The sequence below is a fragment of the Streptomyces sp. NPDC026062 genome (genome assembly GCF_055568375.1).
Window position 1 is genome coordinate 1 of record NZ_JBVHOQ010000004.1, and the last position, 25,278, is coordinate 25,278.

The following is a 25,278-nucleotide window of genomic DNA, read 5'->3' on the forward strand; positions in this document are numbered from 1 at the left end:
CATCGCGACCCGCTACGACAAGACCGCCGAGTCCTACCAGGCAGCCGTCACCCTCGCCTCGCTGCTGATGTGGGCGTGACACTTTGACGACAACTTCTAGGCCCGGAGGCCGTGCGCCGCCCGTGGGCCGGCGCACGGCGGGTGTCTCCCGCGCGTACGGTCCGGCCCCCGAGCGTCGCCACCTGAGCGGGCGTCACGGCCGCCGTTCGGTTACCGCGTGACCGCTGTGCCGCCGAACGTCACGACCAGATGCCCGTCCGCAGCGAACGACCAGCCCAGAGCTCCGTCGCACGCGGAGCACCGGGAACCGTTCGAACCGGTCCAGAACTGGTTGGAACTGTCGGCGTCACCGACCGTCTTGTCGTTCGATCCGCTGCCGCTGCGGCAGGAGGTGTTGTTGCGGTACACGGAAGTGCCCTTGTCGAAGGAGAAGTTGCGCTCCTCGTTGTCGATGGCGACATTGTCCGACACCTTCATCGAGCCGGGGTTGCTGTTGTACGTGAACCCGTGGTGGCCGTTGTCGTAGGCGATGTTGCGGCGCACGATGTGGTCGACCTCGATGCCGTCCCCGCCGAGCTTGAAGCCGTTGCGGTCGCCGTCGGCGTTCACGGTCCCGTCCGAGAGAGTGCCGTTGTCGTAGGAGAGGGAGTCCTCGATGGTCACCGGGCCGATGGGACCTGTCTCAGTCTTGGTGTAGAGGTCCCAGCCGTCGTCGATGTTGTTGTGGGACACCGTGTAACGGAAGACGTTCCCCGGGCCCGAAGTGAGCTTGGAGGCGAAGCCGTCGGCGTCCTCACCGTCGGAGTCGGCGTTGTCGTGCGACTCCGAACTCAGGATGAGGTTGTTCGCCGGCCACTCGTCGTCGGGGGTGGTCGAGGCGATCCGTGAGATCTGCAGCCCCGAGTCATGGTTGAAGCGCGTCACTACTCGTTCGATGATGTTGTTGCTGCCCCCGACGAAGATCCCGTTGTCACCGGCGTGCTCGACGGTGATCCCCTCGATGTGCCAGTAGGCCCCGTTGACGGCCAGCCCGCGGTTGGCCGGGTCCTCGCTCATTTCCGAGAAGTTCAGCACCGGGGCCTCACCCGGGTAGGCGGCCAGGGTCGTACGGGCACTCGATGTGCCGTCGTTGCCCGGCGGAATGGTGACGGTCTGCGCGTAGTGGTACGTCCCGCCCCGCAGGTAGACCGTCCCGCCGGAGTCGACGCGGCTGATCGCCGATGCCAGCGTCGTCGGGTCCGCCTCCGTTCCGGTCGCGTCGTCGGTGCCGCCGGGCGCCACATAGAGAGCGGCCGCGTCGAGCGAAACGGAGGAGGCCGCAGCCTCACTGCCGAAGGCGCTGAGGCCGGGCAGGCAAGGGGCGCCGCTCGCGGCGGAAACGGAACAGCCGGTGGGCGATCCTTGTGCCCGGTACGGGGTGGTCGCTGCCTGAGCGGTCGCGCCCGAGACTGCGGCCAGCGAGCCGGCCAGCAGGCCGACGCATGCGATGACGGGTTTGATCTGCATCGTTCGACTCCAGGTGGGGTTGGTTCGTTCGACGAGTTCGCGCGACGCACGGCGCGGCGGCCCGGTCCGCCTCTGGGTGGGGCGGCGAATCGGGCAACCGCACTGTGCGGATGACGATTTCGCGGTCGGCACTGCCGTCGCGGCGTCAGGGGGGCACGCGGAATCCCGCTTCTGCCGAGGCTTCACTCGCGACCACGTGTTCGTTCGAATTCATGAACAGGTCGTCCGGAAAGGGTTCCTCGGATGACCCGCACAAGCGCTTTCTACGGACGATAGACTTAAGCCATGTTCACGTCAATGACATGTACCTGAAACATGGTCATGTCCATGAACATCGCGCGGCGTGGTCACAGCCCCTGCCGTGCGCGCGAGAGATGAACAGCACAGGCTGCCGAAGCACCCCGCGCGCGGCCGACAGACGTCACGGGCACCGGCGACCGACCGGCCCAACGGGCACCAGTACCCCTTCCCATGGCGCCCTGCCAGGCCATGAGGCGGATTCAGGCCGGCCGGAGGGGGCAGCCTCGCCGAGGTTCGGGGAGCCCTCGGCAATACCCCGGAAGCGGTACCCTCCGCCACCCCCTCCGCGCTCCGGCGCCCCGACCGGACGCGCGCCCCGCTTCAATCGGAGCCCGTCGTCCGCGAGTCCCGCTCAGCCGCTTCGGCGACGCGTTTGATGCGCGCCAGTCGCCGGTCCCAGTCGGCAGCGAGGGATGTCATCCATCGCGCCGTCGCGTCGAGCGCCGCGGGCCGCACCGCGTACCGCACCTCTCGTCCGACCCGGGTGCCGGACACGAGCTCGGCGGCGCCCAGAACGGCAAGGTGCTTGGTCACCGCCTGCCGCGAGACGGGAAGCCCTTCGGCAAGCGTCGTCGCGGTGGCTTCGCCCAGCGCGGCGAGCCGGTCGAGCAGCTGACGTCGCGTCGGGTCGGCGAGCGCGCCGAGAACGCCGCCGACGGCCTCGGCGGCGCCGGACCGTTCCTCCGTCACGTCGAGGGCTGTTCGGCGCGCATCCTGAGCGCGTCGAGCTCCATGGGCCAGCCTCCGCTGTGGTCCTCGTGATTCCGGATGCGCAGCTCCTCGGAACCCGCCAGCGCCGCAAACCCGCTCTCGACGACGCGCAGCCGCGTCCGGTCACCCTCCTGGGACAAGGTGAACTCCACGAGGGTGCTGTTGTCCTCACGCAGTTCCTCTCCGGGGAACGCGCTGGTCCAGCGATACGCCAGGTAGGTCGGCGGCCGGACCTTCTCCACACGCACCGGGAAGTCCCCGTGCTCGGCATGCTTCGCCACCATCGATTCACCTTCCCTGGCCACGGTCCCCGGCAGGCTCGCCTTGTCGGCCACCCAGAATCCGGGCTGGGCCACCAGCGACCAGACCCTCTCCAGGGACGCCTCGATCAGGGTTTCGCGTTCGATCCGATCCTCGCTCATGACCCGTCTCCGCTCCGTCACCATCAACAACTTGCAACTCAAGAGTTGCACGAAGAGGATTCATCCGCAACCCACAGGTTGCACCAAGGGCGAGGCGGACACATTTCGCTCATCAATTTGTTCACTCGAACAGAACAGTGGTAGAAAAGCGTCATGAGTGTCGCCAAGCGTTTGGATCTGACCCTGCGACTGGTGCAGGGCACCGACCGGGTTTCCGTGTCGGAGCTCTCCCAGCGCCTGGGCGTGTCGGAGATGACCGTGCGCAGGGACCTGGATGCGCTGGAGGGCCAGGGGCTGGTGCGGCGCGTTCACGGCGGGGCCGTGGCGACGCGCTCCCGGGCCGAGGACGCCGGTTTTTCGGCTCGGGAGCAGTGGCAGGCAGCCACCAAGGACCGTCTGGGTGGTGCTGTGGCGGCGTTGGTAGAGCCCGGGTCGCGGGTGTTGCTGGACGCGGGGACCACGACGGTGCACGTGGCCGAGCACCTGGCCGACCGGGCTCCGCTGACGGTGGCTGTACTGAGCCTTCAGGCTGCGGTGCGCCTGGCCGACCGTCCGGGGATCGAGCTGCTGGTGGTGGGCGGCCGCTCCCGCCCCGGCGAGCGTTCCTTCGTCGGTCCGCTGGCACTGTCCACGCTGGATTCCCTGGCCTTCGACTACTTCGTCATGTCCATCGGTGGTGTGCACGCCGAGCACGGCTGGTCGGAGTTCTCGCTGGACGACGCCGCCGTCAAGCAGACCGGGCTCGCCCGGTCCACGCGCACCATCGCGGTGGCAGACGCCACCAAGCTCGGCGTGCGTGCCTTCAGCCGGGTCGCCCCGCTCGACGCGGCGCACCACTTCGTCACCGACAGCGCCGCGGAGAACGCCGACACCCATCCCCTCGGCCCGCAGACCCTGGAGGCACTGAGTGAAGCGGGCGTACAAACCGTCCTGGCCTGATTCCCCTTATCCGAAACCGAATTGAGGAGTGTGCCGTCATGGCAACTGATCCCCGCTCGCTGATGATCCTCGTCGCCGGCCCTTACAGGTCGGGGACCGGCGACGACCCCGACAAGCTCGAAGCCAACGTCCGCGCGATGAACCGCACGGCCCTCACCCTCTTCCGGGCCGGGCACCTGCCCGTCACCGGCGAAGCCCTCGCCCTGCCGCTCCTCGACGCCGCGGGGAGCACCGGCCCCGGCGATCCGTTGTTCGAGGAGATCTTCCACCCGATCGCCGGGCAACTGCTCGCCCGCTGCGACGCCGTACTGCGGGTCGGCGGTCCCTCGCAGGGCGCGGACATGATGGTCTCCCAGGCCCGCGCCCTGGGCAAGGACGTGTACACCGGCATCGCCGACGTTCCGGAGGCCCGGTGACCGCCGGCCTCGACACCCCCGACCGCCGCGGGCGCACCGGCCTGGACCGGCACGGTCTCGGCCTGACCGGCAATCCACGTGTGCGGATCCGCGATGTGGAGGTGCTTTCCTGCGACTGGTACATCCTGCGCAAGACCACCTTCGACTACGAGCACAGCGACGGGCACCTCAGCAGCGAGCAGCGGGAGACCTACGACAGGGGCGACGGGGCGACGATCCTGCTGTACAACGCCTGCCACGGCACGGTCCTGCTCACTCGCCAGTTCCGCCTTCCGGCATACGTCAACGGCCATCCCGACGGCATGCTCGTGGAGACGGCAGCCGGGCTCCTGGAAGGCGACAGCCCGGACGAAGCGATCCGCCGCGAGGCCGCCGAGGAGACCGGACACGTCATCGGCACTCCCGAGCATGTCTTCGACGTCTACATGAGCCCCGGCTCCGTGACCGAGCGTCTGCACTTCTACGCCGCCCCGTACGATCCTGCCGACAATCCCAGCGGGGCGACAGGGGTCGAGGCCGAGGGCGAGGACATCACCACGGTCGAGCTCCCGTTCGCCGACGCGCTGGCCATGGTCCGCAACGGCTCGATCGCCGACGCGAAGACGATCATGCTGCTTCAGTGGGCCGCTCTCGACGGCCCGTTCAGGCAGGACCGTCCGAACCCGGGGCTGCGCTGAGACGGACCGGCACCCCGCACAGCCCCGTCGGCCCGAAGTCGCCCGGCGGCCAGAAAGCGTCCGGCGGTCAGAGGGCGGCGAGCAGTTCGTCGAGCGGACGGGGTACACGGTCGGGCTCCAGGGCCTCGGTGAGGACGCGGCCGTAGTGGATCTTGCGCCCCTTCTTCGTACCGAGAAAGCGTCGCAACTGCCGCTCAGCGGTCCGGCCCTGCTGGGCCGGCTGGCGCAGGAACGTCTGCAGGGGGCGCAGATCACCCTCCGATGTGATGAGCGCCTCCACCCGCTTCACGCCCAGAGCTCGGATCAGTTCGTCCTCCAGATCCGCCGCGCAGACGAAGTATCCCGGCTCCGCCGCACCGCATCCCTCCCAAGCACGGGCGTAGTAGGGACGCTCGGCCTCGTCGCACAGTCCCGTGAGGCGAAGGCCGAGGCCGGACGGCCCCATGAGGTGGGCGAAACGCCCGACGCTCATCGCGCCTCCCATGGGCAGGACGCACACTCCCTCGGCAGCCAGGTCCCTGCCTCGGCCGGTGGCCAGCGCGTCAACCGCCGCGGCGTCACTGGGCCCTTCCAGCAGAACCGCTGCACGGACGGACAGCCGCGCGGCAATCTCGCGCGCGGGCTCGCCGGATCCGCCTGCCGCCCAGGCAACGACCGCCTCGCGGAACAACCCCATGTCAGCCACGTGAGGAGTCTGGGCCATCGCCCGCCACAACGGTAGGCAATTCTTTTCTCCGGCGGACGGACAGCGGGGAGTAGCCTGTGGCGCCATGCCGTTTCCCGATGAGCCCACTCACGTCGATGTCGTCGACTACCAGCCGCTGTGGCCAGAGGAATTCGACTCTCTTGCCGGAGTGTTGCGTGACGCGCTGGGGAAGCTCGCGCTCGGCGTCGACCATGTGGGATCCACTTCGGTTCCGGGGCTGCCGGCCAAGAACTGCATCGATGTGCAGGTACGGATGAGGTCGGTCGAAGAGGCACAGTGTGTCCCCACACTCGCCGCGATCGGCTTTCGGTGCCGCCCCGAGCCGTGGAACCGTTCCGAAACCGTCGGCGGGCGGATGTGCCACAAGCTCGTCTTCGCACCGCCTGTCGGCGCGCGCCTGTGCAACGTACATCTGCGGGAGGCCGACGGGCCCAACGCCCGCTTCGCGCTCCTCTTCCGGGACTACCTCCGTGCGGAGGGAGCCGCCCGCCGGGCGTGGGGAGCGTTCAAGCAGCGGCTGGCACTGAGCGTGCCGGAACTCTCCGACTACGGGCAGATCAAGGCTCCCGCCACCGAGGTCCTGATGGCCGGGGCCGAACGCTGGGCGGCCATGAACGGCTGGGACGGCGTCTCGGGGACGTGAGCGACGCGAGGAGAAGGCCGTCGTGGGCCGGCGCAAGTTGCCTCGAACCGGCCTGCCGGATCCGCTCACGCGACCATGGAACGGCCGACGTCGGGCTCCGCCTTCAACAGGCAGGACCGTTCAGCCCGGTGCGGGCCGGGCCCAAGGTCCCGCCCAGCACCTCGTCCATCACCTCGTCCAGGGCCGAGCGAGCGAAAGGCGCGAAGCGTTCCGTTCATGCCGAGGCAGTGAGGGAGTTCAGGCACACGGAGCGCAGCGCCTGCGTCAGCGCCTGCGTCAGCGCCGCCGTGTGGAGGTGATCGAGGTGGAGACGGCACCGTACGCGCGCCTGCGCGGCCGTCAGTGCGCCGGCGCAGGAAGGGGCCGCTCGCACGGTCACGGAGCCGGCGATGGCACCGACCAGACCGGCATTGAGCCGGTTGATCTCCTCGCGCACCTCCGCGAGGTCCGGGCGCGCCTCCGGGGCCCCGGAGGGGTCGGCGTCCCAGCGGCGGTGCAGCGTGCGCTGCACCCGCTTGTTCGCCTCGATCTGGTCCCGGAAGATCCGTCTCACCGCCCGCGGGTCCGCTCCGGCTCGACGCGCTTGCCGGACAGCCGTGTCGAGCACCCGCTGCTCACGTACCGGATCGTCGATCGGCCTGCCCGTCCCCCATTTGGCGGCGGCGACCGGACGCGCCGTGGCCAGTCGCCGGGCCGTGAGATCGGCGAGCAGCCGAATCCCTCCGGGCGCGCCAGGGCGTGCTGTGGCGGTGGGGGCCACCGCTGACGGGGCGGCTGCCTCGCCCGGGCCCGTAAGGAGTGCGGCTGCGACAGCACCGGGGATCAGCAGGCACAGTGCGTTCGCGATCGGCTGCATGGGCACGGGCCGATGCTACGTTCGCGCGCCTGCCCGTCCCCGAAGGCGCACGCGGGCGGGCCGCTTCCCTTCCGAGGCGGCGGCTCCGTCGGATGGTGACGGGCCAGACGGTCGGCCACAGCAGGTGCAGTCCCGTCGCAGGTTCCCGTCCCGGGCTCTCCACCGGAGCCGCAGGGGTTCTGAGGCGGTGTCGGGAGTCGGATGACCCGAAGCCTCGCGCTCCGGCCACCGCTCACGGAGCCGATGAGCCGGCCTCGCGGCACGTGACGCACGCCATCCTTTGCGCCCGCGATCTCTGGGAAGGTCTCCGGTACGGTGTCGAACGCTCCGGCCCCGAGAACCGCGGAGCACGTCGCCACCGCCACGTGACCACCGGATACCGATGGGTGCGTCCCGTGCGACATCGCCTGTCCTGAGGCCACGCGCCCGTGACACGACTGGGGAGTTTGATGTTCGACAAGGTATTGGTCGCCAACCGCGGGGAGATCGCGATCCGGGCGTTCCGCGCGGCGTTCGAGCTCGGGATCTCCACCGTGGCCGTGTACCCGCACGAGGACCGCAATTCGCTGCACCGTGCCAAGGCCGACGAGGCCTACCGGATCGGGGAGCCCGGCCATCCCGTACGGGCCTACCTCTCCGTGGACGAGGTGATCGAGGCGGCCCGGAAGGCCGGAGCGGACGCGATCTACCCGGGGTACGGCTTCCTGTCGGAGAATCCTGACCTCGCGGCGGCGTGTTCCGAGGCCGGAATCACGTTCGTCGGACCGCCGGCCCCGGTACTGAACCTGACGGGGAACAAGTCCCGGGCGGTCGCGGCCGCCCGTGCTGCCGGTGTTCCGGTGCTGAAGTCGTCCGAACCCTCCGAGGACGTCGACGCGCTCGTCGCCGCCGGCGACGACATCGGCTTCCCGGTCTTCGTGAAGGCCGTCGCCGGTGGCGGCGGACGCGGCATGCGCCGGGTCGCGGAGCCCGGTGAGCTGCGCGAGGCGATCGACGCCGCCATGCGCGAGGCCCGTTCCGCGTTCGGCGACGCAACGGTCTTCCTGGAGCAAGCGGTCATCAACCCCCGCCACATCGAGGTACAGATCCTGGCCGACGCCGAGGGCAATGTCGTCCATCTCTACGAGCGGGACTGCTCGTTGCAGCGCCGCCACCAGAAGGTAGTCGAGATCGCTCCCGCCCCGAACCTGGACCCGGAGCTGCGGGACCGCATCTGTGCCGACGCGGTCGCCTTCGCACGCCACATCGGATATGTGAACGCGGGCACCGTCGAGTTCCTGGTCGACGAGCGCGGCAACCACGTGTTCATCGAGATGAATCCGCGCATCCAGGTCGAGCACACCGTCACCGAACAGGTCACCGGACGCGATCTGGTGATCGCGCAGCTGCGCATCGCCGCGGGCATGACGCTGCCCGAGCTTCACCTCTCCCAGGACGACATCACGCTCAACGGCACCGCGATGCAGTGCCGCATCACCACGGAGGACCCGGCCAACGGGTTCCGGCCGGACACCGGCACCATCTCCGCGTACCGCTCCCCCGGCGGCCCCGGCGTGCGACTGGACGGCGGCACCGTCCACACCGGCGCCGAGGTGTCGGCGCACTTCGATTCGATGCTGGTCAAACTGACCTGCCACGGGCACGACTTCACCAACGCCGCCCGCCGGGCGCGCCGGGCGATCGCGGAGTTCCGCATCCGCGGGGTGGCGACCAACCTGCCGTTCCTGGGGGCCGTGCTGGACCAGCCCGACTTCCGGGCGGGGCGGATCACGACCAGCTTCATCGAGGAGCACCCGGAGCTGATCCGGGCCCGCCCCTCGGCCGACCGGGGCAGCCGCATGCTCAGCTATCTCGCGGAGACCACGGTCAACCGGCCGTACGGTTCCCGGCCCTCCGTCATCGACCCTGCCGCGAAGCTGCCCCCTCTGCCGGCCGGTACGCCGCAGGCCGGGTCGCGTCAGCGTCTCGCGGCCATCGGTCCGGAAGCCTTCGCCGCCGAGCTCCGGGCCCAGTCGGCCGTGGCCGTCACCGACACCACTTTCCGCGACGCCCATCAGTCGCTGCTGGCCACCCGGGTCCGTACCCGCGACCTGCTGGCCGTCGCCCCGCACGTGGCACGGACCGTGCCGGAGCTGCTGAGCATCGAGTGCTGGGGCGGGGCCACCTACGACGTGGCGCTGCGCTTTCTCGCCGAGGACCCGTGGGAGCGGCTGGCCAAGCTGCGTGAGGCCGTGCCAAACATCTGTACCCAGATGCTGCTGCGTGGTCGCAACACGGTCGGTTACACGCCGTATCCCACCGAGGTCACCGAGGCGTTCGTCGCCGAGGCCGCCGCCACCGGGATGGACATCTTCCGGATCTTCGACGCCCTCAACGACGTGTCCCAGATGCGTCCGGCGATCGACGCCGTCCGCGCCACCGGCACCTCGGTCGCCGAGGTGGCCCTCTGCTACACCGCGGATCTCTCGGACCCCGCCGAGACCCTGTACACGCTGGACTACTACCTGCGCCTGGCCGAGGAGATCGTGGAGGCGGGCGCCCACGTACTCGCCGTCAAGGACATGGCCGGGCTGTTGCGCCCGCCCGCGGCCCGCACTCTCGTCACGGCGCTGCGTGAACGGTTCGACCTTCCCGTCCACCTGCACACCCACGACACCGCCGGCGGGCAGCTCGGCACACTGATCGCGGCGATCGACGCGGGCGTGGACGCGGTGGACGCGGCGGTCGCCTCCATGGCCGGGACCACCAGCCAGCCGCCGCTGTCGGCGCTGGTGGCCGCCACGGACCACACCGAGCGGGCGACCGGCCTCTCGCTCCAGGCGGTCGGCGATCTGGAGCCCTACTGGGAGGCGACCCGCAAGGTGTACGCCCCCTTCGAATCCGGGCTCGCCTCCCCCACCGGCCGGATCTACCACCACGAGATCCCGGGCGGACAGCTGTCCAACCTGCGTCAGCAGGCCATCACCCTCGGGCTGGGCGACCGCTTCGAACTCATCGAGGACTGCTATGCCGCGGCCGACCGCATGCTCGGCCGCCTGGTGAAGGTGACGCCGTCGTCGAAGGTGGTCGGTGACCTGGCGCTGCATCTGGTGGGCGCGGGGGTCGAGGCATCGGACTTCGAGGCGGACCCCGGCAAGTTCGACGTACCGGACTCCGTGATCGGATTCCTGCGGGGCGAGCTGGGCGACCCGCCCGGTGGCTGGCCGGAGCCCTTCCGCACCCGCGCGCTGCAGGGCAGGCCGGCGAAGGCCGGGGCGCCGCACCTGTCGGACGAGGACCTGCAAGCGCTGCGGCAGTCGCCGCGCGCGACACTGAACCGGCTCCTGTTCCCCGGCCCGACCAAGGAGTTCAACGCCCACCGTGAGGCGTACGGGGACACGTCCGTGCTGCCGACGCAGGACTTCCTGTACGGCCTGGAGACGGAGACCGAGCACACCGTGACGCTCGACCCCGGTGTCACGCTGCTGATCGAGCTGGAGGCCATCTCGGAGGCGGACGAGCGTGGCTTCCGGAGCGTACTGGCCACGCTCAACGGGCAGTTGCGACCGGTTTCCGTACGGGACAAGTCCGTGGCGACCGATGTGAAGGCGGCGGAGAAGGCGGACCGGGGCAACGACGGGCATGTCGCCGCACCGTTCGCCGGCGTCGTGACGCTCCAGGTGGAGGAGGGCACGTCGGTGTCGGCCGGTCAGACGGTCGCCACCATCGAGGCGATGAAGATGGAGGCTTCGATCACCGCGCAGACCTCAGGGGTGGTGCGGCGGCTGGCGATCGGCAAGGTGCAGCAGGTCGAGGCCGGCGATCTGCTCATCGAGATCGCCTGACCCGACGGGCCCGCCCGTATCCCGGCGGGCGGGCCCGGCCGCCCGGTATGCCGTCGGTCCGAACACGGGCCCACGGGGCATGGGCTTACGGGCCGGGGTCGTATCAACTCCACCGGCGCATGTTTCGGCAGGCTCTCGGCCGGCGTGAAGGTGGGCAAGTCGCAGAGACGGAGACAGCAGCGGTTCTGCTGCGACTGCGAACGCTCAGGACTTTCGCATATGCCGTGCGGGCATCCCGTCCGCTTCGCGGGACGGTGAGGAGACGCACGTCACAGGCGCCCCTGTCACACTCCATCGGGCCGGCCCGTCAGAGAGGTGTATCCCCGCAATCACGGCAAGGAGAACACCATGGAAGCGCGTTTGAATCTGTCGGCCAACCCGCTGGCGGCCAAGTCCTTGAAGCACATCGTCGCCGCCGGCAAGGCCCTCGCGGACTCGACACTGCCCGCTGCGACCGCGGAACTGGTGAAGCTCCGTGCGAGCCAGATCAACGGCTGCGGTTTCTGCACCGACATACACACCAAGGACGCCGCGCACGCCGGGGAGACGTCGACCCGTCTCAACCTCGTCGCGGTCTGGCGGGAAGCCACGGTATTCACCGACGCCGAGCGTGCCGCGCTGGAGCTGGCGGAGCAGGGCACCCGCATCGCGGACGCGGCCGGAGGTGTCACGGACGAGGCCTGGGCGAACGCCGCCAAATACTACGACGAGGACCAGCTGGTCGCGCTGGTGGCGACCATCGCACTCATCAACACCTTCAACCGGCTGAACGTCATCGTCCAACAGCCTGCGGGCGACTACCAGCCCGGTCAGTTCGGATAGCCCGGGACACTCGCCGCGGCGAGGACCGGTCCGTCGTGGCTGCCGGTGTCACCGGGCACCGGCAGCCGCTCGGAGGCTTGTCGACCGGCGTACGGGCAGGTGTCCTCCACGATCCGCCCCGATGCGTCTCCACGGGGCCCGGCCCGGCTCCGCGATCTCGGCTGGGGGCGCGGCCGTCCGGGTCAGCGATCAAGCGTTCCGGGCTCCCTGGCCGAGTCGAGCCCGCTCCGGGAACTCGCCGGCCCTCACCGCTCCTGACGGGGCAGCCCCAACTCGGCTGCCCGCAGCCCGGCCTGGAAACGTGAACCGGCCTCCAGCGCGGTCATCAGTTCGGCCACGCGCCGCCGGTAGGTACGGATCGACACGCCGAGCCGTCTGGCCGCCGACGCGTCGGTGAGGCCCGAACCAAGGGCTCTGAGGACCGTGCGGCCCTCGTCGTCGAGATGGGGAACGTCGCGGCGCAGATAGGCGTCGAGCTCAACAGAGTCGTCCCAGATCGCCGAGAGCAGCGAGAGCACCCCGTCGACCATGGTCGGCGATGTCGTCACGCTGTACTGGCGGCCCGCAGGCGTCTCCCGTCCGGCAAGGATCATCACCCGCCGGTCGATGATGATGGTCTCGTGCGGCAGTGGCGCGCCGCTGATCCGGACGAGAGCGCCGTTGCTCTGCACCTGCCGCAGGTGCGCTCGGGCCTTCTCGTCGGCGAGTGCCACCGGGCTGAGCAGCTTGCGGGAGATGAAGGACGGGGAATCCGCCGCACGCATCCGGAGCTGGATCGAGGCCCTGGCCTCCGGCTGCGACCACGTATCCAGGTCCCGGGCGGCGCAGAGGAAGTCGGTGGTCGCGGACGCGAAGAGATGACCGGCGCGCGCGATCAGCTCCGCATCCCCTTGGACTGAGAACATCTGTTCATTCCGCACCTCGCCAGTCTGACAGCAAGCTGCCAGGAGGTCGCCGGATCTCCTCCCGGAGGACACCATGACACCCATGACGATCAAGACTTTCTCCCTCGGCGGAGACCTGGAAATCAACCGTCTCGGATTCGGCGCCATGCGCCTGGCCATGGGAACCTTCGACGGTCCGACGCGAGCCCCCGAGACCGGAATCGCGGTGCTCCGCCGCGCGGTGGAGCTGGGCGTGAACCACATCGACACAGCAGGGTTCTACGGCAGAGGAGCCGTGCGGGCCAACGAGCTGATCCGTACCGCACTGACGCCCTACCAGGACGACCTGGTGATTGCCACGAAGGTCGGGCCGCTTCCGGGACCGAATGGTGTGCCGAGCGGACAGGCGACGCCCGGTCAACTGCGTGGGCTCGTCGAGGCGGATCTGCGCGCCCTCGGGCTGGACCGGCTCGATCTGGTCTACCTGCGGGTGGGCGGCGTCAACGGACCCGGCGGCGAGTCGATCGCGGAGCGCTTCGCGGTGCTTGCCGAGCTCCGGGAGGAGGGACTGATCCGGCACCTCGGCGTCAGCAACGTCGATGCCTCCCAGTTCGCCGAGGCCCGGGCGATCGCACCCGTCACGGCGGTGCAGAACCCGTACGTCGATGAGACGGGGCTGCTCGCGGAATGTGAGGCTTCGGGAATCGCGTACGTGCCGTTCTTCCTGCTCGGCGGAGGCGGCACCCCACTCGACACGGACCGGCTCGGCAAGGTCGCGGCGCGGCTGGGCGCGACCACCGCTCAGGTACAGATCGCCTCACTGCTGGCGATGTCGCCGTCGATGCTGGCGATTCCGGGTACCGGTTCCCTGGGTCACCTGGAGGAGAACCTCGCAGCGGATGATCTCGGTCTTGATGCGGAGGACCTGTCCTACCTGCGGAGCGCTGTCTAGTACCGCATCAGGCGACGCCGGCCCTGCTGTGTGTCCCAGCTGATGCCGTGTCACCGAAGAGCCATGCCGTCCGCGGTCGGACATCAACAGGGTTCGTCCTCGCTGCCGAAGTCACCGGCGAGGAGAACCCTGTTGCCGCAGTCGCAGGGACCGTTGTGTGACGCATCTTCCGATCTGCGGAAACACAGAAGTCCGGCCCTGGTGTAGAGGTGGCGGCTGGCGGTCAGGCGTCAGGGTCGACTTCGGGGTGCGTGAAGCGCACGGGTTTGCTCAGCGACCGGGAGTAGGCGATTTCCGCTCGGGTGCTGTCTCCGATGTAGTCGCCGACCACGAGCACCTCATCAGCGAGCCGGATCTTCGCTCGGTGCAGATCATCGAGTCGAACCTTCAGCGCCTCGGCCTCGACAGGATCGGACCAGAGTTCGTGCGGCGACTTCATGTCGCAGCCCGGTCTGACGACGATCTTTCCGGCTGTCGTCTCCCGCAGATCGGCCTCGGTCATCTCAGCCATGAAGCGGGTGGAGCCGCAGATCACGACGATGGGCGGGAGACTCAGCTGCTCCTTCGCGCCGGCGAGCTTCTCCTCGGGGGTGAGCAGGTGCGGATATGACACCGGTTCCTCCTGGTGGTGTGGTCCATGGGTGCCCGCGGAGACAGGAACCGAGGGTGTCCAAGATCTTTTTGCGGGCAACGACATGGCGTCCCTCGCGATGGCACCCTATGCGCCGACCGACGACACCCGGAAGGAGCAACTCCGGGCCGGTGCCAGGGCTCCCGCCGGTCGGCATCGCTCCCCGCCTCAGCGATGCCGCGCCGGTCGTTGGAGCGACTCCTGGCAGGTCCACCCACCTGCTCCAACGGCAGCCTCACGGTGGTCGTGCTCGTCACGCGGACGCGTTGCGGTGCCCCTCTGCCCGCGGGCGGCAACATCGAGTGCGATGTCGTCGAAGCGGCGCCCCTTCTCGTGACTGCCGGTTTCGTTCACACACTCGCATAGGCATCCGATCGAGGGGGCAGCGGCGATTGTGCGACATCATCCCGGCCGCCCACAGGATGATCACCTGGGCGCAGCTCGGCTCGGCTGATGGACCCCGGTGGTCTGTCTCTCGCTGCGCGGACTCATGTTCACCGCTGGATCCGGGAAAGGCCGTAGGCATTTCACTCCCCGAGTACTGGCGATCTCGTCTCACGGGCGTCGGCCCGGAGGTGCCCTGGCTGCCTTCCTTGAGCCGAGGTCACCAGGGGCCGGAGCGACCATCACGACGACCGAGGAGCACGGATGCACCTGATCTCGTCGGAGCAGGAAAAGCTGCTGTTGAGCGTGGCGGGGATGCTTGCCAGCTACCGCAAAGAGCGCGGCATCAAGCTGAACCATCCCGAGGCCGTGGCCTACATCAGCTGTTGGGTCATCGAGGAAGCCCGTGCGGGCAACTACACCGTCGACCAGATGATGAGCGACGTCTGCGTTCCCCTGGAGCAGCGGAAGGGTGACACACAGGGCGAGGGCGAGAGCGTCCTCACGACTGACGACGTCATGGAGGGCGTCGCCGAGATGCTCGACGTCCTCCAGATCGAGGCGACCTTCCCCGACGGCCGCAAACTCGTCACCCTCTACGACCCGATTCGCGCCCCGAAGAATCCCCCGAAGGTCGCACCGATCCACTGAGGACGAACCCGTGCCCTATTTCCAGCCACTGGCGGCGAATCCCACGCCGACCGCGTGTCCGAGCCTGCGACCTGCCTGCGCTTTTCCTCCCGACCTCGGGCCGCCCTCCGATCTGGATCCGGAACAGGCCCACGACTTCTCCCGGTACAAGGTGGGCGGAGTGTGGGTCAAGGACCCGACCGCGGAGCACGTCCTCAACTCCGAAGAGGGCAAGACCACTGTTTACGTGGTGAACATCGGCGACCGTGACATCCAGATCGGTTCGCACATCCACCTGGCCGACGTCAACGAGGACCTGCTGTTCTTCACCGACCTGGACGCCGCCACCGCTACCGAGGCCGCCCTGACCGACCCTGATCGCTTGCGATCCCAACAGATCTCCGCGGCACGCGCGTTGGCGCATGACCGGTCGAAATCGCCGGGAGTGGCTCCTTGGGGCTACCGCCTCGATGTCGCTCCGGGGGACTCCATGCGGTTCAGCCCCGAGAACGCGCCCAGCGACGCGATCGAAGTCGTTCCGATCCGCGGGAAGCGGCGAGTTCCGGGCCTGTGCAAGGACAAGCAGGCCGGCGACGCCGATCTCGGCTAACGGTGCCCTCGATCCCCCAGCTGAAGGAAAGCAATGGCGAACATCACCCGCGAGCAGTATGCGAAGTCCTACGGCCCGACCGTGGGCGACCAGGTCCGTCTGGGAGACACCGACCTCTGGATCGAGGTCACCGAAGACCTGACCTTCGGTGGTGACGAGGCGATCTTCGGCGGCGGCAAGACCGTGCGCGAGTCGATGCTGCAGGGAATCACGACCAGTGCGGAGGGTGCCCCTGACACCGTGATCACCAACGTGGTCATCCTGGATGTCGCCCCCGCCCTGGAGCGGGACAGCACCAGTGCCATCGTGCGTGCCGACATCGGAATCAAAGAGGGCAGGATCGTCGCCATCGGCAAAGCCAGCAACAGCGATGTCATGGACGGGGTCACCGACGGGCTGGAGATCGGTCCTTCCACGGACGTGATCTCCGGCGAGGGCAAGATCCTCACCGCCGGTGCCATTGACACCCACGTGCACTACATCTCCCCCTCGGCCGTCATCGAGGCCGTGGCCACCGGAACCACCACACTGATCGGCGGCGGTGTGGGCCCCTCCGAGGGATCCAAGGCAACCACCGTGACCCCCGGCCCGCAGCACCTGGTGAACCTGCACCGCAGCTTCGACGACCTGCCGGTCAACGTGATGCTGCTGGGCAAGGGCAACACGGTCAGCAAGGAAGGCCTGGACGAGCAGGCGCTGGCGGGCGCCGGCGGTTACAAGATCCACGAGGACTGGGGAGCCACTCCGGCGGTTCTGGACGCCGCACTGCAAGCCGGAAAGGAGTGGGGCCTGCAGGTCACCCTGCACGCCGACTCCCTCAACGAGGCCGGCTTCGTCGAGACCACCCTCGGCGCCATCGGCGGACGCGGGATTCACGTCTTCCACGCCGAGGGCGCCGGCGGCGGGCACGCCCCCGACATCCTGAAGGTGGCCGCCGAGGACAACGTCCTGCCCGCCTCGACGAACCCGACACTGCCGTACACCAGGAACACCGTGGCCGAGCACATCGACATGCTGGCCTCCGCCCATCACCTCGACCTCAGCAACAAGAACGACCAGGCGTTCGCCGACTCGCGCATCCGCTCCACGACCATGTTCGCCGAGGACGTGCTGCATGACATGGGGGCGATGTCCATCACCTCCTCCGATGCCCAGGCCATGGGCCGCATCGGGGAGGTCATCACCCGCACCTGGCAGGTCGCCCACGTCATGAAGGAGTGGAGCCACAAGACCTTCCAGAACGCGAACTTCTTCTACGCAGCCGAGCAGGGAGCCGGCGACAACGCCCGTGCGCTGCGCTATGTCGCCAAGTACACGATCAATCCCGCCATCGCCCACGGCATCGACGACCACGTCGGCTCGGTGCGAGTGGGCAAGCTGGCCGACCTGGTGCTGTGGGACCCGCGGTTCTTCGCCGTGCGGCCCGAAATGATCATCAAGGGCGGCGCCATGGTGCTCGGCAACCTGGGAGACCCCAACGGTTCGGTGTCGACGCCGCAACCGACGTTCCTGCGCCCGGCGCTGGCCGACGCCATCGCCTCCCAGTTGTCCTGCTCGTTCGTCTCGGACAAGGCCCTCAACCCGTCCTCCAGCACCGACCCGTACAACGCGCTGGACGGCAAGGGCGTGTTCAAGGACTCACTGAAGGCCACCCTCGGCCTGCGGCGTGAACTGAAGGGCGCCAAGCCCGTCAAGGACGTCAAGAAGGCGGACATGGTCTTCAACGGCGGGACATTCGACATCGACATCGACCCGCTCACATTCAAGATCGCGGTGAAGATCCCGGGGCTCGACACGACCCAGCGGCACAGCCTCACCAAGCACAGGAGCCGTGCTGAATTCTGGTATCTCGACCAGCCGAATCCGCCGAAGAGCCTGCCACTCGCCCAGCGTTACCTCCTGTTCTGAGACGCCCGGTGAGCACCTCTTCGCTTCTGCTCGCCCTCCTGGGCGACGCCCGGCTCCCGTCCGGGGGACACACGCAGTCCGCCGGTCTGGAGCCGGCCCTGCGGGCCGGCACGACGTCGGCCCAGGTTCCCGCCTACCTGCGGTCCCGCATCCGCACGGTCACCCGTGTCGAGGCGGGGACCGCCGTGGTCGCCCGTGCGGTGGCAGCGGAGGGCGGCGACCTCGCCGAGGTCGAGGCCGCCTGGGCCGCCCGTACCCCCAGCCAGGCGCTCAGGGCCAACGGGCGGCGCCTGGGGCGTGGTTATCTGCGCGTCCTGCAGACGCTGTGGCCGGGACCCGTCGACGCCCGCGCACGCACCTGGCCGCGCCCCGTCGTGCTGGGCCTGCTCGCCCACCGCGCCAGGATGGACCCCGCCGACGTGGCCCGCCTGGTCGGCTACGACGACGTCCAGACCGTGACGGCGGCCCTGCTCAAACTCGAACCGCAGGACCCGCTGCTCGTCGCCGCATGGGTGAAGGCCCTGCTGCCCGACATCGACGAGATGGCCGCTCAGGTCGCCCACCTGCACGCCCCCGAGCACATTCCGGCCCACGGCGCCCCTCTCATCGAGCGCTGGGCCGAGACCCACAACACGACCACAGAGAGACTATTCAGTGCCTGAGAACACCACCGCCCCCACCCGCGCCATGCGTCTGGGCGTAGCCGGTCCCGTCGGCACCGGCAAGAGCTCGCTGATCGCGACTGTGCCAGGCACTCTCCGGCGAACTGCGCCTGGGTGTCATCACCAACGACATCTACACCGACGAGGACGCACGCTTCCTCAGGAGCGCCGGAGTGCTGGACCCCGAACGGATCCGTCCGGTGGAGACGGGCGCGTGCCCGCACACCGCGATCCGCGACGACGTGACCGCCAATCTGCTGGCAGCCGAGGACATGGAGGCCGACTTCGGCCCACTGGACCTGGTCATCATCGAGTCCGGCGGCGACAACCTCACCGCGACGTTCTCACCGGCCCTGGTGGATGCCCAGCTGTTCGTCCTGGACGTCGCCGGCGGTGGTGACGTCGTCCGCAAGGGCGGTCCCGGCATCGCCCGCGCCGACCTGCTCGTGATCAACAAGACCGACCTGGGCCAGTACGTCGGCGTGGACGTCGAGCGCATGGCACGCGAGGGCCGACAGGCCCGCCAAGGCGCCCCGGTGATCGCGCTGTCCCGGCACGACGGGCCGTCCGTCCAGCTGCTGACAAACTGGGTCCGCGACACCCTCGCCCATTACCGCACCGGCGAGCACACCCCCGTGGACCCCGGCCCCATGGCCCCGCACTTCCACGCCGGCCAGGACGGCGGGGGTGGCCACCCGCACGACCACGCGCCGGCGAATGCCGGTCAGCGCGCGTGACCGGCCCGACCCGCCTGAGCGTCACCCCCACGGCGAGCCGCAGCCGCGTCCACCATGCGACCGGGCACCTGACGGTGCGGGTCATGGACCAGGACGCGGACGGAGCCAGGGTGGGGCTGCTCGCCACCCAGGCCCTGCTGCTGTCCGGCGACGCGGTCCGCATCGAGGTGAACGTCGCTCCCGGCGCCTGGCTCGACGTCGTGGAGACGACCGGCACGGTCGCCTACGAAGGCGAGGCACCGTCGTCGTGGACGGTCGACGCCACCGTGGGCGACGGAGCCGTACTGACGTGGGCGGGCAAGCCGTTCGTCGTCTCGGACAGGATCGCCACCCACCGTCGCACCCGGATCCGGCTGCACGGCACCGGCAAGGCGCTGACGCAGGAGAAGGTCGTGCTCGGTCGTGCCGGGCAGTTGGGCGGGGACCTGACCATGTCCCTGGAGGCGAGCGACGACACCGGGCCGGTGCAGGTGGAACATCTGGACCTGGGGCAGCAGACCCGTCAGATGCCGGGCATCCTCGGAAACCTGCGTGCCATGGACACGGTCACCGCCCTGGGATGGACACCTGAACCAACCGGTACGCCAGAAGCCGGCACCACCGGGCCCGGGGAGACCTACTTTCCCCTGGACCGGTCCGGGGCCGCACTGCGCTGGATGGGAATCGGCCGATTCCGCGACCGGCTGTGCGACGCCACCTTCGCCGCCTGGCGCGAGGAGGCCATACGCGATTACCGGCACCGGCGCACCGCAACTGGGTCACGCCGTGGAGGAGACCGGCCTCGGAGGAGCTGATCGTACCCAGGCTGCGGATGCCGTGGCAGCCGCGGCCGAGTGACTGCGTGCCGTTACACGCTGCCCTCCCTGGCCACGTAGCGGAACGGCCCCACTCGGCACCACTCGGAGCGGGCGAGATCGGCGCTGCCGCCCCCATGACGCTGCGCGGCGGACGGCTGCCATGCTGCCGACCAGGGAGGCGACGGTGCACTGATGGGCCCGACTTGCCTCATGCTCATGGGAGATCAGGAGAATACGGGCCAAAGCGGGTACAGCCGGCTGTCCGCCCCGTCCTGGTCAGTCTCCGGGGTTGTCGCCCCCGGCACCAGTGGTTTTCCTCCCGGCCGGCCCGGATCGGGCAAGGCCGGAGCGGTGCCCGTGCGGGGCCGCTGGCCTGCCGGTGTCGGCCCACCAGTAGTTTCTCGGGTGCGAGCCCAGTGGAGACCTGCAGACGGAGGAATGTGCCCCATGGACGACCGCACCGCGCTGGCCGAACGGTTCGAGGAGGACAGGAGCCACCTGAAGGCGGTCGCGTACCGGATGCTGGGTTCGGCCAGTGAGGCCGACGACGCCATCCAGGAATCCTGGCTGAGGGCCGCTCAGGCCGACATCCGTGGTGTGCAGAACCTCACCGGCTGGCTGACCACCGTGGTGGGGCGGGTCTGTCTGAACATGCTCCGCACCCGCCGTACCCGGCGTGAGGACCCTCTTGACGTGTACGACCGGACCCCTGGCCGTGACGAGAGTGACGACCCGGAGCAGGAGGCCCTGCTCGCCGACTCCGTCGGGCTGGCCCTGCTCGTGGTACTGGACACTCTGGCGCCGGCGGAGCGCCTGGCCTTCGTGCTGCACGACATGTTCGCGGTGCCCTTCGCGGAGATCGGCACATTGATCGGCCGATCCCCGGACTCTGCCCGGCAGCTCGCGAGCCGGGCCCGCCGGCGGGTGAAGGGTGGCACCACATCGCCGGATGCGGATCTGCCCCGTCGCCGACGGGTCGTGGAGGCCTTCCTATCCGCCTCCCGCGGTGGGGACTTCGACGCGCTCCTCGCGCTGCTGCACCCCGATGTGGTGCTGCGCGCCGATCCGTCGGTCACTCCCACCCCCGAGCCCGTCGTGGTCCGTGGCGGGTACACCGTGGCAAAGGGAGCAATGGCGGCCACGGGACGCGCGCTGTTCACAGGGATCGCGCTCATCGACGGCGCGGTCGGGCTGGCGATGGCGCCCCAGGGACGGCTGCGGCTGGTTCTCGGCTTCACCATCGTGGACGGGCTGATCACCGAGATCGACGTCGTCGCGGACCCGGACCGGCTCGGCGGGCTCGACATCGGTGTCCTCGATGGCTGATACCGGCCCGGGTCCGGCCGCCGGCACGCTGTCGGCCCGGACCCGGGCCCGGCTCCCCGGCCCGTTGTCGTACCCCTGCGGCAGGATCCTCTCGGGCGCCCTGACGGGTGTCCTGATCTCACCGACTGAGGCCGTCGCCAAGCTGCCGAAGGAGCCTTCCCCGTGGCCCAGGGCCGTCACACCACGGGCTGCGCGGAACGCCGGTAGCTGACACCGTCCTTGGTGCGCGCCAGCAGGCCGCCGATGACCAGGTAGCGGCGGAGCGCGGCGCAGTCCTCATGAACGGTGAGGAGAGCATCGTTCACTTCACGTTCGGTGTACGTCCGGCCAGGCTCGAACAGCGTTTCCGCGAGATGTTCAAGGAGCTGTTCGCGACGGGCCGTCTTGCGCGGGATCGTCGTCAGCCGCCCTCGGGAGAAGAGGGCGGTCACGCCTTGGCTGGTGCTTGATCGGTTGTCTGGCATGGCCCGGAGCCTTTCAGCCGGATCAGGCGCGCGGCAACATCATTTCTCCGGACAGGGGGGATGAGCTGCGGCGATGAGCCATCACACCGTCCGATGCCAGCCTGGGGGCGCGCAAGTTGACGTAGCGGGAAGCCACGGTTTCCTGCTGCGATGACCGCACTTCGTATCGAGCGGGTGGACGGCGATGCCATGCTCCAGGACTGGCAGTACGTCCACGACACGATCATCCCCACAGCGGTGCTGTCGCTCGACGAGGTCCGCGACCGCGCCGGTCGCAACCGGCTCGCCGTCGCGTATCTCGGCGACCTTCCGACCAGCTGCTCCACTGCGCGGCCACCGGCGCGGATGGATGGCTGCCCGGAAGACGCACCGGGAACCTGCCGGATGGGATCGGGGTGCTCCCCATGGCAGGTCCCCGGGACCGGTCGGACCCGGTCAGGCCGTGTCAGGCCGTGTCAGGCCGTTGTCAGGCCGTGTGCAGCGTAAGCCCGTACCGGTTCAGGATCTCGTTGATCGGCTGGTGCCAGGTCTCACCGCCGGAACTGCAGTTGCCCCACCCGCCCGAGGTGACGCCCTGTGCCTGGTCCCCGCTGATGAAGGATCCGCCCGAGTCGCCCGGTTCCGCGCACACGCTGGTCTTCGTCATCTGGTGCACCGCGCCCGCGCTGTAGTTCACCGTCTCGTTGGTGGCGAGTACGTTTCCGCAGTGCCAGTGCGATGTCGAGCCGGACCGGCAGATCGAGGCACCGACCGGAGCCACCGCAGAGCCCCGGACCAGTTGGTCGGAGACGGTGCCCCAGCCCAGGACCACGGGGACGGTCCACCAGCCGTTGCCCACGCTGACCCAGGCGTAGTCGTTGTCGGGGAAGGAGGATCCCTGGAAGTTGCCTATCCCCGATCCGTCCCAGCCGCTGACGGACGCACCCGCCTGTCCGCAGTGTCCGGCGGTGACAAAGCCGCCGTACACGGAGAAGCCGATCGAGCACCTGACGTTCCCCGTGTAGTACGGGTCGCCGCCGACGGTACCGGCGGAGAAGGTCCGAGGTGCCTCTGCCGTCTGCTGGACGGCGACGGGGCCGGCGTCCCGGGCCTGTTCGACGAACTTCAGGACATCGTTGTCGGAGCGCGCCGAGGAGACGACGCTGACGACGACTTTGTTGGCCTCGGGATCGACGTGCCAGCTGCTGACGCCGGCGGGCGCCGGGAGCCGGTCGATCTTGGCCTTGACCGCGTCGAGGCTGCGCGCGGTGTGCGTCACCAGGCGCACGGCGGCGCCCGTCGCCCGTACGGCTGCCGCCTGGTTCTCACTGGTGACGGCGACGGTGAGCGCGTTCGTCGACGGATCGAACCAGGAGCCTCCGTACGACCGCCCGGCAGCGCGTTGCGCCTCGGGCTGCAGCGCGGTCGCCGTCTTCTCTGCGGAGAGCCGTGCCCGGGCCTGGCTCTCCGTCAGGCCGAGGTCCCTCCGCATGGCGGCGAGCAGGCCGTCGGATGCCTGGCGCGTATCGGTGGCGGTGCGGGAACCGGTAGTGGGGGTGTCCGAGGCCGAGGCGGACGGGAAGCCTGCTCCCGCCCAGGCTCCGACGAGGAGCACGGCTGACAGGGCGGTGCGTAAAGCTGTGGTGCGTCTCATGGTGTTGGCCCTTCTGTTGTTCCGGTGGTGTGGGGGAGGAACAGCAGGCGTCCGGGAGACGTCTCGCCTGAGAGCGCTCTCAGAGTGTGCCGATCGGGACTGTAGCCGAGTGACGTTTTCAGGTCCATGCCAATGACGGACCATCGCAGTGGCAACGACGCACTCGCCGGCACCGGTTCCCCGCGCGGCCGGTCGATGAGCGCAGCGCAACGGCGTGATGCGGGCGGCGATGTCCCGGACCTCCGACCACGCCCCTCTCTCGCGGCAACGACTCGGATAACCGAGTCAGGGCAGCTCGGGACAGTAGGTGAATGCGCTCCACAGCTCGCGCAGTGCCTCGCTGTTCTGCCAGAAGTCGGGGCCTGCGAACGGCTCCACCGTTCCCCAGACCCTGACGGCGACGGGTGAGACAGCACCGACAGGTTCCCACCCCGGATCGCCCGTGGCCGCGAATCCGGCCCAGGCCGCGACCATCCGGTCCGACAGAAGGTGGTCCGCCCGAATCGGCGGACCTCCTATCAGGAACTGGACACTCTCCTGCGCCAGGTTCCCGAAAGCGAAGGGAACGTCCGCGCAGTGCCAGGCATACACCCCCGGACCTGATCCGCCCCGTTGCCGGGCAAAGCGGGACAGGAAGGTGCGTCCGCCGGTCCGCGCGTGCGCGACGGCGAGCCGGTTGCTGTACTCACCGAACGACAGGTCACCGTACATCGCCAGGTGAATATCGCGCACGGCCGCCTCAGGCACGAGGCGCCGATAGCCCGCCACCAAGGATTCCGGCAGCCCGAAGTCCTCGGCGAACCGGGCGAGTTCATCCTCGGTGGTGACCTCGGCGAGGCTGCCGACAGCGTCCATCAGCCAGTACTCCTGGGTGGTGTGGCAGACAAGGAGATCGATGTCCGGGGCCGCCCCGGCCCCGATCAGGTCCAGTGGATCGGCACGCAGGAGACGGCCGTCGGCAACCGGGCCGTAGATGACGGGGTCCCAGGAGAGGCGTCCTGAGCGAGCGCCCTGCCGGAATCCGTCGACGACCGCGTCGGATGCCCGCAGGAGCGCCGAGGGGGGCGCGGCCGCCAGAGCGGCATGCGTCGCGGCGATTCCCGCCTCGGTGGCCACCTTCCGTGTGAGCTGCTCGGCGAGCTCCGGTGAGAAGACCGGACCGACGGCACTGTGCGCGATCGCCCGCCGGAAGAGCCCCCGAGCCCTGTCCATGCTCATCAGGCAGGCCACGGACGTCGCTCCGGCGGACTGTCCGGCTACGGTGACGTTGTCCGGCGCTCCTCTGAAGGACGCGATGTTGTCGCGCACCCACTCCAGCGCGGCGATCTGGTCGAGAAGCCCGCGGTTCGGCGGGCAGGCGTCCTCGCCGTCCGCCGGGACATGGCCGAAGCCCTCGAACCCGACCCGGTAGTTGAGGGTGACCACCACGAGGCCTGCCCGGGCCAGCACCACGCCGTCGAAGTCCGGCTGGGCGCTCGACCCGAAGGTGTAGGCCCCGCCGTGGATCCAGACGAGCACCGGCAGCGGGCGATCACCGGCCCCGCTGCCGGGTGCCGGGGTCCAGATATTGAGGCCGAGGACGTCCTCGTCCCCGGGGGACCAGCGAGGTGCCCCCGGCAGTTCAGCCGACTGCGGCGCGACGGGACCGTACTCCACACAGTCACGGACACCTTCCCAGGCGCGCCGGGGGCGCGGTTCCCGGAAACGGTCGGCTCCGAACGGCGGTTCGGCGTACGGAATGCCGAGAACGGCGATGACCCCTCGGTCCGGTGCGCGTCCGCGCACCTGGCCGCTCACTGTGTCGAAGACGCGTGTCAAGGCTGTTCCGCCGTCCTTCG

At 69.3% G+C, this 25,278-nt stretch carries 23 protein-coding genes and 1 pseudogene; 14 read left to right on the top strand and 10 right to left on the bottom strand.

Annotated elements, in window-relative coordinates:
* Positions 1-210: 210 nt before the first annotated feature.
* The 3 genes from ACZ4LX_RS04660 to ACZ4LX_RS04670 form a co-directional block, all read right to left on the bottom strand.
* Positions 211-1,506 (bottom strand): right-handed parallel beta-helix repeat-containing protein, encoded by a 1,296-nt coding sequence (locus tag ACZ4LX_RS04660; protein ID WP_467639893.1) that lies wholly within the window; start codon positions 1,504-1,506, stop codon positions 211-213.
* 621 nt (positions 1,507-2,127) lie between these two features.
* Complete coding sequence (locus tag ACZ4LX_RS04665) at positions 2,128-2,496, bottom strand: ArsR/SmtB family transcription factor (RefSeq protein ID WP_467639890.1); 369 nt, start codon at positions 2,494-2,496, stop codon at positions 2,128-2,130.
* A complete protein-coding gene (locus ACZ4LX_RS04670) occupies positions 2,493-2,939 on the bottom strand; it encodes an SRPBCC domain-containing protein (protein ID WP_467639887.1) in 447 nt (148 codons plus the stop codon). Before ACZ4LX_RS04670 ends, ACZ4LX_RS04665 begins: the two co-directional genes overlap by 4 nt.
* Before the next feature lie 153 nt (positions 2,940-3,092).
* On the opposite strand from ACZ4LX_RS04670, the gene ACZ4LX_RS04675 reads away from it, so the two are divergent.
* Genes ACZ4LX_RS04675 through ACZ4LX_RS04685 form a run of 3 tightly spaced genes read left to right on the top strand, consistent with a single transcriptional unit; the run spans position 3,093 to position 4,971 of the window.
* A complete protein-coding gene (locus ACZ4LX_RS04675; RefSeq protein WP_467639883.1) occupies positions 3,093-3,878 on the top strand; it encodes a DeoR/GlpR family DNA-binding transcription regulator in 786 nt (261 codons plus the stop codon).
* A gap of 38 nt (positions 3,879-3,916) precedes the next feature.
* Positions 3,917-4,294 (top strand): DUF4406 domain-containing protein, encoded by a 378-nt coding sequence (locus tag ACZ4LX_RS04680; protein WP_467639880.1) that lies wholly within the window; start codon positions 3,917-3,919, stop codon positions 4,292-4,294.
* Entirely contained in the window at positions 4,291-4,971 is a 681-nt protein-coding gene (locus tag ACZ4LX_RS04685; RefSeq protein WP_467639877.1) for an NUDIX domain-containing protein, read from the top strand. Before ACZ4LX_RS04680 ends, ACZ4LX_RS04685 begins: the two co-directional genes overlap by 4 nt.
* A 67-nt stretch (positions 4,972-5,038) precedes the next feature.
* On the opposite strand, the gene ACZ4LX_RS04690 is transcribed toward ACZ4LX_RS04685, so the two are convergent.
* Positions 5,039-5,656: a TOPRIM nucleotidyl transferase/hydrolase domain-containing protein gene (locus ACZ4LX_RS04690; protein ID WP_467639874.1), complete on the bottom strand. Its 618-nt coding sequence runs from the start codon at positions 5,654-5,656 to the stop codon at positions 5,039-5,041.
* An 85-nt stretch (positions 5,657-5,741) separates the two neighbouring features.
* Here ACZ4LX_RS04690 and ACZ4LX_RS04695 point away from each other — a divergent pair, with 85 nt between their 5' ends.
* Complete coding sequence (locus ACZ4LX_RS04695; protein ID WP_467639871.1) at positions 5,742-6,320, top strand: GrpB family protein; 579 nt, start codon at positions 5,742-5,744, stop codon at positions 6,318-6,320.
* Between the two features lie 214 nt (positions 6,321-6,534).
* Here ACZ4LX_RS04695 and aroQ read toward each other — a convergent pair whose 3' ends face one another.
* Positions 6,535-7,176 carry a gamma subclass chorismate mutase AroQ gene (gene aroQ, locus ACZ4LX_RS04700; RefSeq protein ID WP_467639925.1) on the bottom strand — a complete coding sequence of 214 codons (642 nt, stop codon included), beginning with the start codon at positions 7,174-7,176 and terminating at the stop codon, positions 6,535-6,537.
* A 449-nt stretch (positions 7,177-7,625) separates the two neighbouring features.
* Between aroQ and ACZ4LX_RS04705 the strand changes: the two genes are divergently transcribed.
* Positions 7,626-11,000 carry a pyruvate carboxylase gene (locus tag ACZ4LX_RS04705; protein ID WP_467639868.1) on the top strand — a complete coding sequence of 1,125 codons (3,375 nt, stop codon included), beginning with the start codon at positions 7,626-7,628 and terminating at the stop codon, positions 10,998-11,000.
* A 348-nt stretch (positions 11,001-11,348) separates the two neighbouring features.
* A complete protein-coding gene (locus tag ACZ4LX_RS04710; protein ID WP_467639865.1) occupies positions 11,349-11,822 on the top strand; it encodes a carboxymuconolactone decarboxylase family protein in 474 nt (157 codons plus the stop codon).
* 245 nt (positions 11,823-12,067) lie between these two features.
* On the opposite strand, the gene ACZ4LX_RS04715 is transcribed toward ACZ4LX_RS04710, so the two are convergent.
* Complete coding sequence (locus ACZ4LX_RS04715; RefSeq protein ID WP_467639862.1) at positions 12,068-12,727, bottom strand: helix-turn-helix transcriptional regulator; 660 nt, start codon at positions 12,725-12,727, stop codon at positions 12,068-12,070.
* A gap of 82 nt (positions 12,728-12,809) precedes the next feature.
* On the opposite strand from ACZ4LX_RS04715, the gene ACZ4LX_RS04720 reads away from it, so the two are divergent.
* Positions 12,810-13,658, top strand: coding sequence for an aldo/keto reductase (locus ACZ4LX_RS04720; RefSeq protein WP_467639859.1), 849 nt, complete (start codon positions 12,810-12,812; stop codon positions 13,656-13,658).
* 223 nt (positions 13,659-13,881) lie between these two features.
* On the opposite strand, the gene ACZ4LX_RS04725 is transcribed toward ACZ4LX_RS04720, so the two are convergent.
* Positions 13,882-14,271 (bottom strand): hypothetical protein, encoded by a 390-nt coding sequence (locus ACZ4LX_RS04725; protein WP_467639856.1) that lies wholly within the window; start codon positions 14,269-14,271, stop codon positions 13,882-13,884.
* A gap of 666 nt (positions 14,272-14,937) precedes the next feature.
* On the opposite strand from ACZ4LX_RS04725, the gene ureA reads away from it, so the two are divergent.
* From ureA to ACZ4LX_RS04760, 7 genes and pseudogenes are all read left to right on the top strand, one after another.
* A complete protein-coding gene (ureA, locus tag ACZ4LX_RS04730) occupies positions 14,938-15,324 on the top strand; it encodes an urease subunit gamma (RefSeq protein WP_467639853.1) in 387 nt (128 codons plus the stop codon).
* A 10-nt stretch (positions 15,325-15,334) separates the two neighbouring features.
* On the top strand, positions 15,335-15,913 hold the full coding sequence (locus ACZ4LX_RS04735) for an urease subunit beta (protein WP_467639850.1): 579 nt from the start codon (positions 15,335-15,337) through the stop codon (positions 15,911-15,913).
* Positions 15,914-15,946: 33 nt separating this feature from the next.
* Positions 15,947-17,821 carry an urease subunit alpha gene (ureC, locus tag ACZ4LX_RS04740; protein WP_467639847.1) on the top strand — a complete coding sequence of 625 codons (1,875 nt, stop codon included), beginning with the start codon at positions 15,947-15,949 and terminating at the stop codon, positions 17,819-17,821.
* A gap of 8 nt (positions 17,822-17,829) precedes the next feature.
* On the top strand, positions 17,830-18,483 hold the full coding sequence (locus ACZ4LX_RS04745) for an urease accessory protein UreF (protein ID WP_467639844.1): 654 nt from the start codon (positions 17,830-17,832) through the stop codon (positions 18,481-18,483).
* 25 nt (positions 18,484-18,508) lie between these two features.
* A pseudogene (gene ureG / locus ACZ4LX_RS04750) lies at positions 18,509-19,220 on the top strand (urease accessory protein UreG).
* Positions 19,217-20,014 carry an urease accessory protein UreD gene (locus tag ACZ4LX_RS04755; RefSeq protein WP_467639841.1) on the top strand — a complete coding sequence of 266 codons (798 nt, stop codon included), beginning with the start codon at positions 19,217-19,219 and terminating at the stop codon, positions 20,012-20,014. The pseudogene ureG and the gene ACZ4LX_RS04755 overlap by 4 nt, the downstream one beginning before the upstream one ends.
* A 450-nt stretch (positions 20,015-20,464) precedes the next feature.
* Positions 20,465-21,343: a sigma-70 family RNA polymerase sigma factor gene (locus ACZ4LX_RS04760; protein ID WP_467639838.1), complete on the top strand. Its 879-nt coding sequence runs from the start codon at positions 20,465-20,467 to the stop codon at positions 21,341-21,343.
* Between the two features lie 176 nt (positions 21,344-21,519).
* Here the strand turns inward: ACZ4LX_RS04760 and ACZ4LX_RS04765 are convergent, their stop codons facing one another.
* The 3 genes from ACZ4LX_RS04765 to ACZ4LX_RS04775 form a co-directional block, all read right to left on the bottom strand.
* Positions 21,520-21,807: a DUF2087 domain-containing protein gene (locus ACZ4LX_RS04765; RefSeq protein ID WP_467639834.1), complete on the bottom strand. Its 288-nt coding sequence runs from the start codon at positions 21,805-21,807 to the stop codon at positions 21,520-21,522.
* A 466-nt stretch (positions 21,808-22,273) separates the two neighbouring features.
* Entirely contained in the window at positions 22,274-23,440 is a 1,167-nt protein-coding gene (locus tag ACZ4LX_RS04770) for a S1 family peptidase (RefSeq protein WP_467639831.1), read from the bottom strand.
* 285 nt (positions 23,441-23,725) lie between these two features.
* Entirely contained in the window at positions 23,726-25,258 is a 1,533-nt protein-coding gene (locus tag ACZ4LX_RS04775) for a carboxylesterase/lipase family protein (RefSeq protein WP_467639828.1), read from the bottom strand.
* Positions 25,259-25,278 lie beyond the last annotated feature (20 nt).